The 14,607-nt window shown below is 53.6% G+C and carries 12 protein-coding genes; 2 read left to right on the forward strand and 10 right to left on the reverse strand.

Features of this window, described 5'->3' with window-relative positions; all coding sequences use genetic code 11:
• Positions 1–33: 33 nt before the first annotated feature.
• The 6 genes from rfbC to HALA3H3_RS00705 form a co-directional block, all read right to left on the reverse strand.
• Positions 34–582, reverse strand: a complete 549-nt coding sequence (gene rfbC / locus HALA3H3_RS00675; RefSeq protein WP_022520457.1) for a dTDP-4-dehydrorhamnose 3,5-epimerase — start codon at positions 580–582, stop codon at positions 34–36.
• A 3-nt stretch (positions 583–585) separates the two neighbouring features.
• Positions 586–1,932 (reverse strand): NAD(P)H-dependent oxidoreductase, encoded by a 1,347-nt coding sequence (locus HALA3H3_RS00680; protein ID WP_022520458.1) that lies wholly within the window; start codon positions 1,930–1,932, stop codon positions 586–588.
• Between the two features lie 7 nt (positions 1,933–1,939).
• The gene (gene rfbF, locus HALA3H3_RS00685; RefSeq protein WP_009287302.1) at positions 1,940–2,716 is read right to left on the reverse strand and encodes a glucose-1-phosphate cytidylyltransferase; all 777 of its coding nucleotides are present in this window, start codon (positions 2,714–2,716) and stop codon (positions 1,940–1,942) included.
• A gap of 15 nt (positions 2,717–2,731) precedes the next feature.
• Positions 2,732–3,832 carry an NAD-dependent epimerase/dehydratase family protein gene (locus HALA3H3_RS00690; RefSeq protein ID WP_022520459.1) on the reverse strand — a complete coding sequence of 367 codons (1,101 nt, stop codon included), beginning with the start codon at positions 3,830–3,832 and terminating at the stop codon, positions 2,732–2,734.
• A gap of 815 nt (positions 3,833–4,647) precedes the next feature.
• Positions 4,648–6,273, reverse strand: coding sequence for a methyl-accepting chemotaxis protein (locus HALA3H3_RS00700; protein ID WP_022520461.1), 1,626 nt, complete (start codon positions 6,271–6,273; stop codon positions 4,648–4,650).
• A gap of 317 nt (positions 6,274–6,590) precedes the next feature.
• A complete protein-coding gene (locus HALA3H3_RS00705; protein WP_027959714.1) occupies positions 6,591–6,947 on the reverse strand; it encodes a PHB depolymerase family esterase in 357 nt (118 codons plus the stop codon).
• 115 nt (positions 6,948–7,062) lie between these two features.
• Here HALA3H3_RS00705 and HALA3H3_RS00710 point away from each other — a divergent pair, with 115 nt between their 5' ends.
• Together HALA3H3_RS00710 and HALA3H3_RS00715 are read left to right on the forward strand one after the other, a co-directional pair.
• Positions 7,063–8,181, forward strand: a complete 1,119-nt coding sequence (locus HALA3H3_RS00710; RefSeq protein ID WP_035538532.1) for a glycosyltransferase — start codon at positions 7,063–7,065, stop codon at positions 8,179–8,181.
• On the forward strand, positions 8,159–9,184 hold the full coding sequence (locus HALA3H3_RS00715; RefSeq protein WP_022520464.1) for a lysylphosphatidylglycerol synthase transmembrane domain-containing protein: 1,026 nt from the start codon (positions 8,159–8,161) through the stop codon (positions 9,182–9,184). Before HALA3H3_RS00710 ends, HALA3H3_RS00715 begins: the two co-directional genes overlap by 23 nt.
• Positions 9,185–9,274: 90 nt before the next feature.
• On the opposite strand, the gene sucD is transcribed toward HALA3H3_RS00715, so the two are convergent.
• The 4 genes from sucD to odhB form a co-directional block, all read right to left on the reverse strand.
• Positions 9,275–10,147 carry a succinate--CoA ligase subunit alpha gene (sucD, locus tag HALA3H3_RS00720; protein ID WP_009287300.1) on the reverse strand — a complete coding sequence of 291 codons (873 nt, stop codon included), beginning with the start codon at positions 10,145–10,147 and terminating at the stop codon, positions 9,275–9,277.
• Positions 10,147–11,313, reverse strand: a complete 1,167-nt coding sequence (sucC, locus tag HALA3H3_RS00725; RefSeq protein WP_009287299.1) for an ADP-forming succinate--CoA ligase subunit beta — start codon at positions 11,311–11,313, stop codon at positions 10,147–10,149. Before sucC ends, sucD begins: the two co-directional genes overlap by 1 nt.
• A gap of 146 nt (positions 11,314–11,459) precedes the next feature.
• Positions 11,460–12,899, reverse strand: a complete 1,440-nt coding sequence (lpdA, locus tag HALA3H3_RS00730) for a dihydrolipoyl dehydrogenase (protein WP_022520465.1) — start codon at positions 12,897–12,899, stop codon at positions 11,460–11,462.
• Between the two features lie 126 nt (positions 12,900–13,025).
• On the reverse strand, positions 13,026–14,600 hold the full coding sequence (gene odhB / locus HALA3H3_RS00735; RefSeq protein WP_022520466.1) for a 2-oxoglutarate dehydrogenase complex dihydrolipoyllysine-residue succinyltransferase: 1,575 nt from the start codon (positions 14,598–14,600) through the stop codon (positions 13,026–13,028).
• Positions 14,601–14,607: the final 7 nt, after the last annotated feature.

A 14,607-nucleotide genomic window follows, 5' to 3' on the forward strand; every position in this document is an offset into this window, starting at 1 on the left:
TATCTGGATTCGCTACTAGCTATTGGCAAGTGGTCAAAAAAGCACTTCGTTTCGCTCACTGATTAAGGGCCAGCTAGCGTCTTTTTCAGACACCACCGTGGGTGGAATCGGCCACTCAATCGCGAGACGTTCATCGTTATAGCGCAAACCACTTTCAGCCTCGGGATGATAGGCAGCCGAGACCAGATAGCTGACTTCAACATCGTCGGTCAGCGTCTGAAAGGAGTGCGCAAAGCCTGGCGGTACATACAGCTGGTGCCGGTTTGCATCGGTTAATTCAAATAACTGATGGTGCAAGTAGGTTTCCGAGTTTTTACGGATATCCACGATAATATCGACAATCGCGCCTCGAATGCAGCGCACCAGTTTAGCTTCGGCATGGGGCTGCCGCTGATAATGCAACCCCCTTAAGGTGCCTCGCTGAGCAGAAAAGGAGGTATTCTGCTGCACAAAATCACTCAGCAGGCCATGGTGCTCAAACTCCGCATGGCACATGGTACGGGCAAAAAAACCGCGCTCATCACCATGTGGTTCAAGTTCTATCAGGCGGGCATCCTTGAGGTTCGTTTGATGAAAATGCATGTCTTACTCCGTGAAAGTAGCAGCGACACCAGACGTCAATTCCAGGGCAAACATGGCTTCCTGTTCGGCATAAAGACGGTCGATCAGCCGCCCTGGCGGTATACGCACATCATCAAAGGTCAGCGCCGCATCCTTTTCCACATGGCCCACCACCTGACAGCCCAGCGCTAGCCCGATAGGCAACAGCCGTTCCCTGCGTATTACCTCAATGTTTTCCGCCACACCATAGACTTCAAAACCGCCGAGTTCTTCTATTGTTCCCCCCTCTCGCAACGCTTTTTTGGCTATGGCGATAACGCCCACCCTCGGGCCCTCTAAGGGGGATAACACTGGATCACGGAAAAGCACGGCACGGGCAACGGACGTGGGCACTTCGAAATGGCAAAGGTGGTAGGGCGTTGTGAAGCAGTAATATGGCCCCTCGCCCAACTTGTAGAGTTCGAGATAGTGGCGCTGGCGGGGGCTATCAATCGTCCCGAGCACAAATACGCCCGGCCCTGGCTGCGCTCCAACAACATAATCAACCAAACCCGGTTCCTCTGGGTTCAAGTAGGGCTCAAATGCCGACACCGCCTGTTCGATGGGCAGTAAAGGGCCACCGGCTACGCCACCGGAGAAATCAGGGCCCAACATACCGCGTTGCGCCACTTGCATACCGGTGCCGTTGGCGACGATCGCCTGTTCGAACGATATCTTGGTGCCATCAGCAAAAGAGGCCACCATTGCCGGCTTTTGCCCCCAGCGTTTAGCAAAGCTCTCCTGGGTAGCCGGATTGCGATATGGGTCATGCAAGCCTTTAATGTTGCCACACAGTACCGGCTTAATGCCTAGCCCGGCGACGAACCGATAGAGATTCATCTGTACACCAGGCTGGTCGCCATCAGCAAAGCTGTAGACAACCCCTGCCGCATCGGCTTTCACTTTCAAGATGGGGCCGATCGTGCCGTCGAGTTCCGCGTTCATTTGAATGACGTCTTTACCACTTTCCAGCGCCGCCAGGACGGCATGCGCCGCGAACTCCAACGAGCCAGTGACTTCAATAATTGCATCCAATCCCTCTGCGCGTGCCAGTGCCACGGCATCCTCGATGACTGCCGGTCGCCCAGCCGCAATCGCCGCTTCAAGTTCCTGCTGAGTCTCGCAGGCGACTGGCTCAATCCCGGTTTGCTGGAAGACTTTGATCGCTGCATCCAAATGACGATTGGCAATCGCACAAAGGCGCATCCCGGGCGTAGCGGTCATAATCTGCAGACCGATACCGCCCGCTTGGAACCCCGCCCCGACCATCCCCACTCGAATGGGATTACCCTGCGCCTCTCGTTGGGCAAGCGCCGTATCAACAATAATCATTGATGGTTCATTCCTTCCAGAGCTTCCAGGGGGCGCCTTCTGCCCAGGCGGTCTCGAGTACCATTCTGTCTCTCAGCGTATCCATGCTTTGCCAGTACCCGTTATGATGGAAGTAGCCCAATTTCCCCAGCTCGATCATCCGGTTCATGGGCTCGTTTTCCCATACGGTCTGGCTATCGTCGATCGTCTCGAACACTTCTGGATTACAGACGAAGAAGCCGCCATTGATCAGCCCTCCATCTATTTCGCCCTTTTCACGAAAGCCCTCTACCTGGCTGTTGCCCTCTTTCAAACGCAGGGCACCGTAGCGGCCCGGCTGCGTTACTGCCGTCAGGGTGCACCAATTTTTCGAGGCCAGATGTGAGTCGATCAAGGCATTGATATTCAGATCACTCAACCCATCGCCATAGGTCAAACAGAAAGGCTCATCTGCCAGGAGGGACATTGCCTTCTTGAGACGCCCTCCGGTCATGGCATCGGCGCCTGTATCCAGCACAGTGATTTTCCAATCATCATTAACGCTCTGAAGCCAGTCGACGTTACCTGTCTTCAGATCGATGGTGTAATCGGTTCGATTGCCGCGATAATTGAGGAAATAGTCACGGATGTACTCCACCTTATAGCCACCCAGGACGATAAACTCCTTTAAGCCATGATGGGCGTACATCTTCATGATATGCCAAAGGATCGGCCGACCACCCACTTCCACCATGGGCTTGGGGCGAATGGCTGTTTCTTCACTTAAGCGCGTTCCGAACCCTCCCGCGAAAATTGCGACTTTCATAGTCTAGCCTCCGTTTCAGGCCTCAAGGTTAATGTGGGTAGCAGCAGACAAAGCACTCGGGGTGACTGCATCACACATTTGCCAGCGCAGGTTTTCAGATAGACGGTGCGCAGTGATATGTGCCTGCAGCGCATGCAGACGCATATAGCGCGAGGCTCGGAACTGGGTATCGGAAAACTCCATGCTTTTGAGCCCATTGATCAATCCCATGATCGAATCTATTAGCGTCATTTGTGGTTGGTGCTCAGGTGCCAACTTGGCAAACAGGCTGAAATCCACTTGGTAGGAGCGACTGTCCGCCGGGGCTTGGGTATTGATACTCAGCGTGGTGCCGGGAACGGCTTTGGCCACTGCAGTGGCTAAGTCTCGCACTTGATGATTGCGTTCGTTCGATCCGGTATTGATATTGAGTATGCGCCCGCCGTTTTCAGGCTTGCGCTGTACTGCCCAATCGACAGCTCTGGCCATATCGGAGACGTCGATCAAGGGCCGCCAGGGAGACCCATCGCTAAGCACGGTAATATGCTGCTGACTTAGGGCACAGGCAACGAAATCATTGAGCACCAGATCCAGCCGTAAACGCTCTGACATTCCGCAAGCAGTCGCAAAGCGTAAACTGGTAATCACCATGTCGCCCCCAATGCCGGCTAACGCTTCTTCAGCTGCTATTTTCGAGCAGGCATAGGCGGTAACGGGAGCCACGGGATCCAACTCACTGCGCGGAGCCCCTAAAGCGATGCCATAAATGCTGCAACTTGAGGCAAAAACGAAGTTTTCCACCCCCGCCTGAGCCGCTGCCTTGGCAATCTCAACCGTCGCCTGCTGATTGACCTCAGCTGTCACTGCGGCGAAACGGTCTCCCATGGGGTCATTGGAAATCGCCGCCAGTTGAACTACAGCCGTATAACCTTCAAAAAAATCAGCCGGAATATCTCGCACATCCCCCATAAACTGCTGGTCGAGATAGCGCTCAGGAAGAAGTTCGGCATTCGTCAAACAGTGTGCGAAGTAGGCAGTGTCATACCCATGAAGAGTGGCGGATGGGTGACGTAAGGCTAGCTCCCGCACCACAACGGAGCCAACATAGCCCATGTTCCCTATGACCAAGATTTTCAAAATACCACCTCGCCATTATCGTCAATTAAACGAGTTTCCCTACGCTCTTATTTTCAAGCTTATTTAATTCCGATGTTTTTATTCATGCCTACTTGTTGCATTGCATATTTCTGGACTAAAAAGTGTATAGCAGGTAACACAAGGATACTTTAAAGCAATAAAAAAATTGCCACTTCCCAATCAGAAACACTTAAGCCGGACAATGTGACTACTGCTTATATAAGTAAAAATCACATGTAAACTAACAACACTACACTCCAGCACTAGATTTTTAATGTATTAAAAAATCAATGTATTATGATCTTTATAATTAAATTTCTTCCGGTAGCCCTCATGAAAAGCCACACATCCACACATATTACAATAAGAAACATAAAAATTACCAAAGATTACATTTTAAAGATAAGTGACACCGCTTTTACTGTCAAGAATAGAGGCGGGTTAAAAATCTAGTCTGCAGTACTATTTTTTTTCATGTAATAAAGCAAAAAAAAGAGTGCTTTTTTCAAACATTGCTTTTTATTTCTCTATATACTTTTTATAAAATCTGCCATCAATCAGTCTTACTAGCAGCTCACCCAGCCTATGATAAAGCCTCGGCGTTGATGCCAGTGGTGTTTGTTCCCATTGACTACGGCAGAGGAGTGATTGATGACAAAAAAGAGCGTACCCAGACCGAAGAATTAGAGTGTTATACGCTTGTCAGTTCGCTGCGCGAAGAGGACCACTTCCTGATGGCACAACCTAGTGAAAAACTTTATTAGCCCATTAAAAAGCAGCAGCGCCTTTGAGGCGCCACTGTTGTTATCAGATTATTAGAACTCTGCTTGTCTTGCAGCCGAGGATAAGGCCATTGCAGGCTTGTACTCTGTTGCTTTTTTCACAACAGCTTCATCTATTTGAAAGGCAGCTACCAGCTCGCGAAGTCGCCCAGCCTGATCTTCCAGGGAAAATGCTGCATTAGTCGACTGCTGAACCAAGGTGCTGTTTTGCTGAGTGGTAGAATCCATTTCAGTAATAGCAGTATTGATCTGCTCAATACCACTGCTTTGCTCCCGAGTGGCAGAGGAGACCTCGACCATCAGCATAGCGAGGCGCTGGATCACCGCTTCCGTCTCACCTATGGTCGCAGCGCCTCGCTCCGCTTGGTCAGAACATAGCTTTATTTTGCTACGCGTATCGTCGAGCATACTACGAATCTCACCTGCTGAAGCGGCACTGCGGCTTGCTAGCGCACGAACTTCTGTAGCGACCACTGCAAATCCACGGCCTTTATCACCAGCACGCGCCGCTTCAACGGAGGCGTTTAAAGCCAGGATATTGGTTTGAAATGCAATCGTATCGATGGCCTCAACGATCTTATCCATGCTTAGCGATGCGGCTGTCACTTCGCGCATTAATTCCACACTTCGGGAAACTTCTTCACCACTGCTTTGCATCTGTTGCGAAGCATTATGGGCCAGCGTATCAGCCTCTTTGGTTGAATCACTATTCTGGCGAACCGTTGCCGTCATCTCCTCCATACTTGAAGCCGTCTCCTGCAAGGCAGCTGCTTGCTGCTCAGTACGAGCGGCGAGCTCCTGCCCACCTTGGGCAATCTCATTGGCTCCGTTCAAGACATTCTCGCTAGAGTCACGTAGTGATGCGACCAAGGTAGTGAGCTCTTTACTCATTTCGGCCATGGAGGTTAATAACTGAGCCGTTTCATCACGTCCTGTGGTTACGATATCGTGTCGCAAATCTCCTTCCGCAACGCGCCTAGCAACCTCAACCGCTCTCCGCAAAGGCAATACAATGCTACGCGTAATAGCAATTGCCAGCGCCAGCGCCATCAACAACGCCACCCCCGCGAAAATACAAAGCTGCCAAATAGCCAAACGATACTCGGCATTTATCGCCTCGTTAGCCGTCTTGACCCCTTCAGCAGCCACTAGGCTAATTTCATCAGCCAACTCCTCAAGCTGGTAGATACTCTCTTTATGCTCACCGAAAGCCAGATTGGCTTGAGAGGTTTCGGTAATACTGCCTAGTTCAATTTGGCGATAGACTGACAAAAAACCCTCTTCATACCCCTGGAGGGCTCTTCCTGCCTGTTGGTACAAAGCATCGAGGCTATCCTTATCGGCAATTTGGCTACCCGCCTGGAAGGCGGCCTGTATTGCTTCGATGGTCGCCGTCCAACTTTGCTGGTAAGCCGCTACCCGATCACTATTGTCGATATTGATGAAGATATCTTTTTCAAAACGCCGCGCTTGCAATGCCAGCCGCTGAATTTCTGCGGCATTGCTTGCGAGTGCTACGTCCGTGTCCAAGGTTTTTTGGGCAGTATCCTTGGTGAAGGTGATGCCCATAATTCCCGCTATTAAAGTGCCCAAAAGAAATAGCGAGACCAAGCCAAAAGCCAGTGCGAGCCGTGTACCGATCTTGAACCGTGAAAGCATTGCCAAATCCTAACAAGTGAAAGAGCTAGGATTTTAGGCAACAAGAATGAAAACTGTAACTCAACCTTTGCAAACTATTGTCAACTTTTATACATAATCAAAGAGTATCTACTATACCAGCGCGTCTCACCTGCGCTAACTTACTGACAGACTAGACATAACCTGAGCAGATATCGGCCAGTTCTATGACACTATCTGCCGATGCTGACAGAAGAACCGCAGCATTTCCCGGGCAGCGTCAGGGCCTTGAGGGTCGGTATAGCTGCCCTTTTTGCTACCTCCTGACCAAGCCATGCCCCCATGGATACGCCACTGCTCTAAGCATGGCTTACCCGAAGCATCACGGTGGGTGGTACAGGTGTAGCCGCGGCCCTTGGAACGTTGCCTTGCACTACCGTCGCTCCTGCTTGACGCGATGTGCTGTACTGGGCGGCCACGCGATCCGCGTTGCGGGGGAGCACGGTGGTGTCGCGGTCGCCATGAAACATAATCGCTGGCACATCCGACGCCCACCCGGCTCCTTTTGCTTTGTTACCGCCAGCGAGGGGCCCTGTGCCTCCCTGCATGACCCCCAAGGCATCGGGGAAACTCTTGACCACGCCGTGGAGCAGCCCAGAGTGCACGCCTACCGCCGCAAAGATATCGGGGTAGATCATCGCCAGAGTGGTCGCCATGGTGGCGCCTGCCGAGAGCCCTGCCACATAGACACAAACGGGCTCCGTTGTCTCTGAACTGACTTATTTCTCCTTTATGGTGAAACGATGACACTCTTTGGGGTTGGAGGTTAGCTTGCACATTGCCGATGTGACGATGTTTCATGCCCCCGCCAGCGGCGGTGTGCGTACCTATTTGCAGGCCAAACACCGTGTTTTCTCGCGTATTCCACAGCTGCGCACCAGCCTGCTGGTGCCGGGGGCGGAGCGGGATAGTCTTGGCGACCACCACACGCTACCGGCGTTACACCTTCCTTTGGGGCAAGGTTACCGCTTTCCGCTACGCGGTTCTCCGTGGCGTGATGCACTGATTGATCTGAAGCCCGATCTGATAGAGGCTGGCGACCCCTATGTAACGGCCTGGGCGGCGCTCGATGCGGGGCAACGCCTCGGCGTGCCTGTGGTGGGCTTTTATCACTCTGATCTTCCGCGCCTGATGGGTGATCGCTTTGGGCGCTACGTTGAGAAACGCTTAACCCACTATGTCACGACGCTTTATAGCCAGTTTGATAGCGTGCTGGCACCCTGTAACGCCATGGCGAATCGACTGAATGACTGGGGCGTCAATAACGTTCGCGTTCAGCCATTGGGCGTCGATTTGGCGCAATTCAATCCCCAGCAGTGTGACTCTGCGTTTCGCCAAACCATGGGTATACCCAGCGACAAAAAGCTGCTGATCTTTGTGGGCCGCAATTCCCGCGAGAAAAATATTGATGTGCTGCTTACGACGATGCGTCAGCTAGGCAGCGATTACCATTTGCTGCTGATGGGGCCCGGCATGCCACATCACGTACCCAGTAATGTCACCATCGTTGATCGCTGTTGTGGCGCCCACGAGGTCGCGAAGGCGCTAGCCAGTAGCGATGCGCTGTTACATGCGGGCACCCGAGAAACCTTCGGCTTAATTGCTCAGGAAGCGATGGCAAGCGGCATTCCAGTAATAGCAGCGAACGCAGGGGCGCTGGCAGAAAACGTGCCGCTGGGGGCGGGTATTTTATGCAAACCGCTCGACCCCGTTGCCATGGCGGAGGCGTGTGTGGCACTGTTCAGTAATGATGTCGCCGCCAGTGGGCGCTATGCGCGCCGCCATGTAGAGCGCCATTTCAACTGGGATGGTGTCATGCATTCCCTGCTGGAGCACTATCAGCAGCTTTGCCACGGCAGCCAACCGTATGCACTCCACCAACACCACTAGTCGCCGTCAGCTACTGAAGTGGCGACCCATCCATGGTGTGATGATTGCCTTAGCGCTGATTGCACCGCTAGTGCTCACTGCTTGGTTGGGTGGCGCTGAAGCACTGCAGCGCGTCAAACACTTCCCACTTGGGCTGCTGTTATTGATGCTGGTGATGGCCTTTCTGTGCTGGAACCTGAATGCAGCAAGGCTACGTTTGATGCTGGGTGGCCGTGCGGGCAGGCTCGGCCAGCGCGGCGCGCTGGGTATCGAGCTGGCGTCCAAGTTTGCCCTGTGCGCCACCCCAGGCGGCAGCGGTGGCCCAGCAACCCTGTTGTTGTTGCTTGCGCGGCGCGGTTTCCCGCCTGCCAAGGGCGCGGCGGTGTTCCTGATTGATCAAGGCTGCGATTTACTGTTCTTCCTGGCCATGCTGAGCGGCCTGGTGCTCTTTTCAATGCTAAGCGACACCCAATGGCCACATCAGTCGCTCGTGCAGTGGGCACTGGTAGGATTAGCGTTCATGGCAGCGCTGGTGATTGTCGTAATGCGTTATCTACCCAGCCTATTGCGTTCACCCGGCGTGAACACGCCATGGCCAAGCCGATATCAGCGACGCTGGCTCGTACGGCGCCTCTTGCGCTGTCGGCATGCGTTAAAGGTCACCCTTAAGCTCCCGCGCAGTATATTGATCACCATGCTAGCGCTGACGACGGCGCACTGGCTCATGCGCTACAGCTTGCTCTATTTGGCAGTACTGGGAGTAGGTGGCCATGCGGACTGGATGTGGACATTCTTGACCCAGATGCTGGCGATGGCAGCCAGCCAATTTAGTTTTCTGCCCGGCGGCGCGGGTGCTGCGGAGGTGGGCGTAGGAAGCCTGTTGTTACCGTTGATGGAGCGCGAGCAGGCCGCAGCAGCGGTACTGGTGTGGCGGTTGGTCAGCTACCATTTATATTTGGCGGCAGGCGCGCCGCTCTTTGTACTGTATAGCTATCGCATGCTGCGTCGCTCACCGACGCCATAGCAACATTAGCCAGAACAACATTAAATGTGCAGAAATGAATAAGGGCGCCCCGAGGGGCGCCCTTATAACGTGCAGCTAAACGTCAATGGCTTACCAGCCAGTCACTTCTTTCAGCGCATCACCGATTTCAGCCAAAGAGCGCACGGTTTTAACACCAGCGTCTTCTAGAGCAGCAAACTTCTCGTCAGCGGTGCCTTTACCGCCAGAGATGATCGCGCCCGCGTGGCCCATACGCTTGCCAGGAGGTGCAGTAACACCGGCAATGTAGGAAACCACGGGCTTGGAAACGTTAGCTTTGATGTAAGCCGCCGCTTCTTCTTCAGCCGTGCCACCGATTTCGCCGATCATGACGATAGCTTCGGTTTTCGGGTCTTTCTCGAACATCTCAAGAATGTCGATGAAGTTAGAGCCCGGAATCGGGTCGCCGCCGATGCCCACACAGGTAGACTGACCAAAACCGTGATCAGTGGTCTGCTTGACGGCTTCATAGGTCAAGGTACCAGAACGAGATACGATACCTACGCGGCCCGGCTGGTGAATGTGACCCGGCATGATGCCGATTTTGCATTCGCCGGGGGTGATAACACCTGGGCAGTTCGGGCCAATCAGACGTACACCCAGCTCGTCGCACTTCACTTTGGCTTCGAGCATGTCTAGCGTGGCGATGCCTTCAGTGATGCACACAATCAGCTTGATACCAGCATTCGCCGCTTCAAGGATCGAGTCTTTACAGAACGGCGCCGGTACGTAGATAACGCTGGCTTCCGCGCCGGTTTTCGCTACCGCTTCTTTCACGGTGTTGAAAACGGGCAGACCGAGGTGCTCCTGGCCGCCTTTACCCGGCGTAACACCACCGACCATTTGCGTACCGTAGGCAATCGCCTGCTCGGAGTGGAACGTGCCTTGGCCACCGGTAAAGCCCTGGCAGATGACCTTGGTGTTCTTATCGATCAGGATGCTCATTACTTGCCCTCCGCCGCTTTAACGACCTGCTGAGCCGCGTCGGTCAGACTGGTAGCCGCGATGATGTTCAAACCGCTAGATGCTAGTTTTTCAGCACCCAGCTCGGCGTTGTTACCTTCCAGACGTACGACAACCGGTACGTTGACACCCACTTGCTCAACGGCACCGATAATGCCTTCAGCAATCATGTCACAACGAACGATACCGCCGAAAATGTTAACCAGTACGGCTTTAACATTGTCGTCAGAGAGGATGATTTTGAACGCTTCTGCCACGCGCTCCTTGGTGGCGCCGCCACCAACGTCCAAGAAGTTAGCGGGCTTGCCGCCGCTCAGGTTGACGATGTCCATGGTGCCCATGGCCAAACCTGCGCCGTTAACCATGCAGCCGATGTTGCCATCAAGCGCGACATAGTTAAGTTCCCACTTCGCCGCATCGGCTTCACGCTGATCTTCTTGCGAAGGGTCACGCATGGCCTGCAGGTCAGGGTGACGGTATAGAGCGTTGCTATCCAGACCCAGTTTGGCGTCGAGGCAGTGCAGATTGCCTTCTTCAGTGACGACCAGCGGGTTAATTTCCAACAGCGCCAGGTCTTTGTCGTGGAACAACTGAGACAGACCCAGGAAAATCTTGGTGAACTGCTTGATCTGGTCGCCCTTCAGGCCCAGCTCAAAGGCTAGCTCACGCGCTTGGTACGGCTGCGCGCCGACCAGCGGATCGATTTCGGCTTTGAGAATCTTTTCCGGCGTCTCTTCTGCAACCGTCTCGATCTCGACACCACCTTCGGTGGAGGCCATGAAGACCACACGACGGGTAGTACGGTCAACCACGGCACCGAGATACAGCTCATCGGCGATGTCAGTGCAGGTCTCAACCAAAATCTTGGCAACAGGCTGACCTTTTTCGTCAGTCTGGAAGGTTACCAGGTTTTTACCCAGCCACTGCTCTGCAAATGTTTTGGCTTCAGCCGGGTCTTTAATCAGCTTAACGCCACCCGCTTTACCACGGCCACCGGCGTGAACCTGGGCTTTAACCACCCACATGTCACCACCGATTTTTTTGCAAGCCTCTTCCGCTTCTTCGGGCGTGTCGACTGCAAAGCCTTTAGACACTGGTAGACCATAGTCGGCAAACAGCTGTTTACCTTGATACTCGTGAAGATTCATCGATTCATGCCATTGGTTGCATGTGACTCGAACGATGATCAGTTTCTAAAAAACTGGCCATCCCCGTTCTTTCGATCTTTGTAGATTAAGACAAAGCCGAAAGTTTGCGCCACCCTTAAAAGGTGGCGCTTCGTTGTTTAACTAAATTACTTACGCTTCTTGCGATTGGCCATATGAATCGCGTGACCATCTACCGCAAGCGCTGCTTCATGAATTGCTTCAGCAGTCGTTGGGTGCGCATAACACGTCAATGCCAAATCCTCAGCGCTGGAGCCGAACTCCATGGCAATCACACCCTGGGCAATCAATTCGCCAGCGTGTTGACCCACAATGTGCATACCGAGAATGCGGTCAGTTTCCGCATCAGCGATGATCTTAGCCATGCCATCTGAAGCGTTGTTGGCGAGCGCCCTACCGTTAGCTGCAAACGGGAAAGAACCCGTTTTAATCTCAATTCCAGCAGCCTTGGCTTCCTGCTCGTTAATACCGACCCAAGCCACTTCTGGTGCGGTATAGATCACGCTAGGAATAGCGTCATAATTCATCTCAGCCTTATGGCCAGCGATAATATCGGCCACCATAACGCCTTCTTCAGAGGCTTTATGCGCCAGCATCGGGCCGCGTACACAGTCGCCGATAGCATAAATGCCCGGGACGTTGGTACGGCACTGGTCATCGACAAAGATAAAGCCACGCTCATCCAACTCAACGCTAACGCCTTCGTCAATTACGCCTTTGGTGTAGGGGCGACGGCCAACACAAACGATGAGCTTGTCAAAGGTCATCTCTTGTTCGCCGTTGGCATCGCTGTACTTCACAACGACTTCTTCGCCTTTGACTTCCGAACCGGTCACACGAGCGCCGAGTTTGATATCCAGGCCCTGCTTCTTGAGTAGCTTCTGGGTCTCCTTGGCGATGGCGGTATCCACCATCGGCAGGAAGGTGTCCATGGCTTCAAGCATAGTGACTTCACTGCCCAGGCGACTCCACACACTGCCCAGTTCGAGACCGATGACGCCAGCCCCAATCACACCCAGACGCTTAGGTGCCTCGGTAAATTCAAGTGCACCACTAGAGTCAACGATCAAGCCTTCGGTCATCGGGGTCGGTGGAATCTCAACCGGCACAGAGCCCGCTGCGATAACAATGTTGTCAGCGTCATAGGTGGCTTTTTCACCATCATGGCCAGTAACTTCGACCTGCTTAGACGCGACTACTTTGCCGGTGCCTTCAAGGGCGGTAACACCATTGGCTTTGAACAACGCGCTAATACCGCCGACGTTCTTGGCGATGACCTGATCCTTGAACTCAAGCATCTTGGCAATGTTCGTTGACACATCGCTGATTTCAATACCAATCTCGGCGTAATGGTCACGGGCCTCAACAAACTTGTGCGAGGTTTCCAGCAAGGCCTTCGAGGGAATACAGCCCACGTTTAGGCAAGTGCCGCCGTGAACTGTTTTACCTTCCTTGTTAACCCATTTTTCGACACAGGCCGTTTTTAGGCCCATCTGTGCGGCACGAATGGCGGCGACGTAACCGCCAGGGCCGGCACCAATAACGATCACATCAAACTTATCAGCCATGTTGGCTCCTCTAGCTTGCTGGCCTTCCGCCCGCTTTAACTCGAACCGGGCGGAAGGCTGTGTACGATTGCAGATATATCCTGGTTAAGCAGAAGCGTACTAAATCAATATGACGCTTATGCTTTTTTAGATATCCAGCAGTAGACGTGCCGGGTCTTCCAGCAATTCTTTCAAGGTGACCAAGAATTGAACGGCGTCTTTGCCGTCGATCATACGGTGGTCATAAGAGAGCGCCAGATACATCATCGGGCGAATCTCGACCTTGCCGTTGATGGCCATCGGACGATCCTGGATTTTGTGCATGCCCAGAATGGCAGTTTGCGGCGGGTTGATGATCGGGGTGGACATCAACGAGCCAAAGGTACCGCCGTTGGTGATGGTAAAGGTGCCGCCGATCATGTCGTCCATGCCCAGCTTACCGTCACGACCACGCTTGCCGAAGTCGACAATCTTGCGCTCGACGTCAGCGATTTTCATGCTGTCGGTGTCACGCAGTACCGGTACAACCAAACCACGGTCAGTGGATACCGCAACGCCGATATCCTGATAACCGTGATAAACGATGTCGGTGCCGTCGATAGAGGCGTTAACGTCCGGGAACCGCTTGAGCGCTTCTGAAGCCGCTTTTACAAAGAAGCCCATAAAGCCTAGCTTAATGTCGTGAGCTTTTAAGAACGTCTCTTTGTACTGCGCACGGAGGGCCATGATCTCGGTCATGTCCACTTCGTTGTAGGTAGTCAGCATCGCCGCGGTTTGCTGCGCCTGAACCAGGCGCTTGGCGATGGTCTGACGCAGACGGCTCATCGGTACGCGCTTCTCGATGCGCTCACCTTCGGCAGTTGGTGCCGCGGCAGCTTTCGCTGGTGCAGACGATTTTGCTGCTTTCTTGGCAGAACCGTCTTTGACCGCTTTCTGAACGTCTTCTTTCAAGATGCGGCCACCTTTGCCGGTGCCTTCAATCTTGGCAACGTCCAGGTCATGCTCGGCAACCATTTTACGTGCGGCCGGAGCGAGGATTTTGTCACCGACTTTCTCGTCGGCGCCATCGCCATCGCTGCTGTCTGCTTTAGCGGACGCTGAATCGCCACCGCTTTCGCTTCCACTGTCGCCACCGGCCCCTTCGGTGAAGGTCGCAAGAATCGCTTCAGATTCAACCTGGCTACCCTCTTCGGCTTTAATTTCAGCCAGGGCGCCATCGGCCGGAGCGACCACCTCCAGAACAACCTTATCGGTTTCGATGTCGGCCAGCACGTCATCGCGCTTGACCGCTTCACCGACCTTTTTGTGCCAGGTCGCCACGGTGCCTTCCTGGATCGACTCAGGGAAGCTGGGGGCTTTTACGTCGTGTTGCTTGCCGCCACCGCTGGCTTTTTTCTCTTCTTTCTTACCTTCAGATTTCTCTTCGGATTTTTCAGCGCTGTCATCGCCAGAAGATTTCTCTTCTTTTTGGCTGCCAGACGCGCTGCCTTCACCGATTTTGCCTAGCACCTGCTCTGACTGAACGGTATCGCCCTCTTCGGCCATTACGTCCGTCAGGGTACCCGCTTCCGGTGCGACGACTTCCAGCACCACTTTGTCGGTTTCGATCTCAACAATCAGCTCGTCACGCTCAACGCTGTCACCCGGCTTTTTATGCCACGCCGCCACTGTGCCTTCGGCAACGGATTCCGGAAAGGTTGGCGCTTTGATCTCAGTAGCCATGTCGTTT

Origin of the sequence: Halomonas sp. A3H3, from assembly GCF_000982975.1 — a bacterium.
Classification (GTDB): Bacteria; Pseudomonadota; Gammaproteobacteria; order Pseudomonadales; family Halomonadaceae; genus Vreelandella; species Vreelandella titanicae.

Coding starts and splice junctions, on each gene's coding strand:
- sucC (WP_009287299.1), bottom strand. CDS start 11,313: ATGAATCTTCACGAGTATCAAGGTAAACAGCTGTTTGCCGACTATGGT.
- HALA3H3_RS00680 (WP_022520458.1), bottom strand. CDS start 1,932: ATGATTATTGTTGATACGGCGCTTGCCCAACGAGAGGCGCAGGGTAAT.
- rfbC (WP_022520457.1), bottom strand. CDS start 582: ATGCATTTTCATCAAACGAACCTCAAGGATGCCCGCCTGATAGAACTT.
- rfbF (WP_009287302.1), bottom strand. CDS start 2,716: ATGAAAGTCGCAATTTTCGCGGGAGGGTTCGGAACGCGCTTAAGTGAA.
- sucD (WP_009287300.1), bottom strand. CDS start 10,147: ATGAGCATCCTGATCGATAAGAACACCAAGGTCATCTGCCAGGGCTTT.
- HALA3H3_RS00700 (WP_022520461.1), bottom strand. CDS start 6,273: ATGCTTTCACGGTTCAAGATCGGTACACGGCTCGCACTGGCTTTTGGC.
- lpdA (WP_022520465.1), bottom strand. CDS start 12,899: ATGGCTGATAAGTTTGATGTGATCGTTATTGGTGCCGGCCCTGGCGGT.
- HALA3H3_RS00715 (WP_022520464.1), top strand. CDS start 8,159: ATGCACTCCACCAACACCACTAGTCGCCGTCAGCTACTGAAGTGGCGA.
- odhB (WP_022520466.1), bottom strand. CDS start 14,600: ATGGCTACTGAGATCAAAGCGCCAACCTTTCCGGAATCCGTTGCCGAA.
- HALA3H3_RS00705 (WP_027959714.1), bottom strand. CDS start 6,947: ATGGCGACCACTCTGGCGATGATCTACCCCGATATCTTTGCGGCGGTA.